The 3237-nt window shown below is 55.2% G+C and carries 2 rRNA genes; both read right to left on the bottom strand.

Going from position 1 to position 3237, the window contains the following annotated elements:
- Positions 1–1777 (bottom strand): 23S ribosomal RNA (locus tag NUW87_RS11175); the annotation flags it as partial.
- A 397-nt stretch (positions 1778–2174) separates the two neighbouring features.
- Positions 2175–3237: ribosomal RNA gene (locus NUW87_RS11170) — 16S ribosomal RNA — on the bottom strand; the annotation flags it as partial.

Here is a 3237-nt window from a genome sequence, read left to right as displayed (position 1 = left end):
CACATCGCTAGAGGCTTTTCTCGGCAGTACAGGATCACCAACATCACCCCAATGGGCTACGCATCACGCCTCACACTCATGACAACCGGATTTGACCAATGTTGTCGTGCCACACGCTTGCACCGCAATCCAATAAGCGGCTCGGCTACCTCACTGCGTCACCCCATCACTGACCTACCACGGATCAGGCCCCACGCATCACCACCAACCAACCACTTCGAAAAGTGGCACCGGTCGGTAGATCAGGGTGGTTAGTCTCACCGCTTCGATACTGGGCGCGCACATACGGGTACGGGAATATCAACCCGTTGACCATCGACTACGCCTGTCGGCCTCGCCTTAGGACCCGACTCACCCTGGGAAGACGAACTTGACCCAGGAACCCTTAGTCATCCGGCGGGCAAGATTCTCACTTGCCATTCGTTACTCATGCCTGCATTCTCACTCGCATGCAGTCCACCGCTCCTTCCGATACGGCTTCACCCCACACACGACGCTCCCCTACCCAATAGCAAAACTATTGCCGCGGCTTCGGCGGTGTGCTTGAGCCCCACTACATTGTCGGCGCGGAACCACTCGACCAGTGAGCTATTACGCACTCTTTCAAGGATGGCTGCTTCTAAGCCAACCTCCTGGCTGTCTTCGCGATCCCACATCCTTTTCCACTTAGCACACCCTTAGGGGCCTTAACCGGCGATCTGGGCTGTTTCCCTCTCGACTATGAAGCTTATCCCCCACAGTCTCACTGCAATGCACCACTTCACCGGTATTCGGAGTTTGGCTGACGTCGCTAAGATGATAGTCCCGCTCAACCAACCAGTAGCTCTACCTCCGGCAAGCTCACATCACGCTGCACCTAAATGCATTTCGGGGAGAACCAGCTATCACGGAGTTTGATTGGCCTTTCACCCCTACCCACAGCTCATCCCCTCAGTTTTCAACCTAAGTGGGTTCGCGCCTCCACAACCTCTTACAGCTGCTTCACACTGGCCATGGGTAGATCACCCCGCTTCGGGTCCAGGACATGCCACTTGCCACCCTATTCGGATTCGCTTTCGCTACGACTACCCCACAAACGGGTTAACCTCGCGACATGCCGCTGACTCGCAGGCTCATTCTTCAAAAGGCACGCCATCACACACAAAGGTGCTCTGACGGATTGTAAGCGCATGGTTTCAGGAACTCTTTCACTCCCCTCCCGGGGTACTTTTCACCATTCCCTCACGGTACTTCATTCACTATCGGTCACACTGAGTATTTAGGCTTACCGGGTGGTCCCGGCAGATTCACAGCAGATTCCACGAGCCCGCTGCTACTCGGGGAAAAACACAAACAACACAACCACACACACCTTCACGTACAGGACTCATCACCTACTCCGGTGCACCATCCCAGATGCTTCCGCTGATGTATGCAAATTGCGCTTGCAGTCGGCAGCCTGCACCACTTGCGCCCCACAACACCGCACACGCAACCCCTGCCAGGTATCACACGCACACGGTTTAGCCTCATCCGCTATCGCTCGCCACTACACACGGAATCACAATTGTTTTCTTCTCCTACGGGTACTGAGATGTTTCACTTCCCCGCGTCAACCCCCACACAGGCTATGAATTCACCTGCGGGTAACACCACACAACCGGTGCTGGGTTTCCCCATTCGGACATCCTCGGATCAACGCTTTGTTGGCAACTCCCCGAGGCATAACGCAGCCTCACACGTCCTTCATCGGCTCAGCATGCCAAGGCATCCACCATACGCCCGTAACAAAACACACGGACACACAAACAAACAGGTATAAACACCAAAACACAAAAAAGAAAGATACTCGCGTCCACTATACAGTTCTCACACAACACAACCCCACACACAAACAACCACAACAGGCCATTCGTGTACGCAGGGCCCAACAGGAACAACCAATGCTGCCCCAGACACCCAACAGTGCACCAACACAAAAACCCTTTTGTCACGCATAAGCGGTGTATCCACCAACCACAAGCACCACGCAGCACACACCCCAACCAAGCCACCAACACCACCATCGAAGCGATGCAAGCCAACTTGCGGGTATGCCTCCACCCGGCAAAAACAAACAATGCGGCAGTCACACACTCGGCGACTCAACCGCAACAGGCCCACAACTGTGGGCACACAAAATAAAAGCTCCTTAGAAAGGAGGTGATCCAGCCGCACCTTCCGGTACGGCTACCTTGTTACGACTTCGTCCCAATCGCCGATCCCACCTTCGACAGCTCCCATGACAGGCCACTGGCTTCGGGTGTTACCAACTTTCATGACGTGACGGGCGGTGTGTACAAGGCCCGGGAACGTATTCACCGCAGCGTTGCTGATCTGCGATTACTAGCGACTCCGACTTCATGGGGTCGAGTTGCAGACCCCAATCCGAACTACGACCGGCTTTACAGCGATTAGCTCACCCTCACAGGCTCGCAGACGCGTTGTACCGACCATTGTAGCATGTGTGAAGCCCTGGACATAAGGGGCATGATGATTTGACGTCATCCCCACCTTCCTCCGAGTTAACCCCGGCAGTCTCTCACGAGTCCCCACCATAACGTGCTGGCAACATAAGACAAGGGTTGCGCTCGTTGCGGGACTTAACCCAACATCTCACGACACGAGCTGACGACAACCATGCACCACCTGTACACCAACCACAAAGGGAAACCGTATCTCTACGGCGATCTGGTGTATGTCAAGCCCAGGTAAGGTTCTTCGCGTTGCATCGAATTAATCCACATGCTCCGCCGCTTGTGCGGGCCCCCGTCAATTCCTTTGAGTTTTAGCCTTGCGGCCGTACTCCCCAGGCGGGGCGCTTAATGCGTTAGCTACGGCACGAACCCCGTGGAAGGGACTCACACCTAGCGCCCACCGTTTACGGCATGGACTACCAGGGTATCTAATCCTGTTCGCTACCCATGCTTTCGCTCCTCAGCGTCAGTTACTGCCCAGAGACCTGCCTTCGCCATCGGTGTTCCTCCTGATATCTGCGCATTCCACCGCTACACCAGGAATTCCAGTCTCCCCTACAGCACTCAAGTTATGCCCGTATCGCCTGCAGTCCCGCAGTTAAGCTGCGGGCTTACACAAACGACGCGACAAACCACCTACGAGCTCTTTACGCCCAGTAATTCCGGACAACGCTCGCACCCTACGTATTACCGCGGCTGCTGGCACGTAGTTAGCCGGTGCTTCTTCTCCAGGTACCGTCAC

Origin of the sequence: Corynebacterium pilbarense (assembly GCF_026930265.1) — a bacterium.
GTDB lineage: Bacteria > Actinomycetota > Actinomycetes > Mycobacteriales > Mycobacteriaceae > Corynebacterium > Corynebacterium pilbarense.
This window is presented reverse-complemented; position numbering and strand designations above follow the sequence as displayed.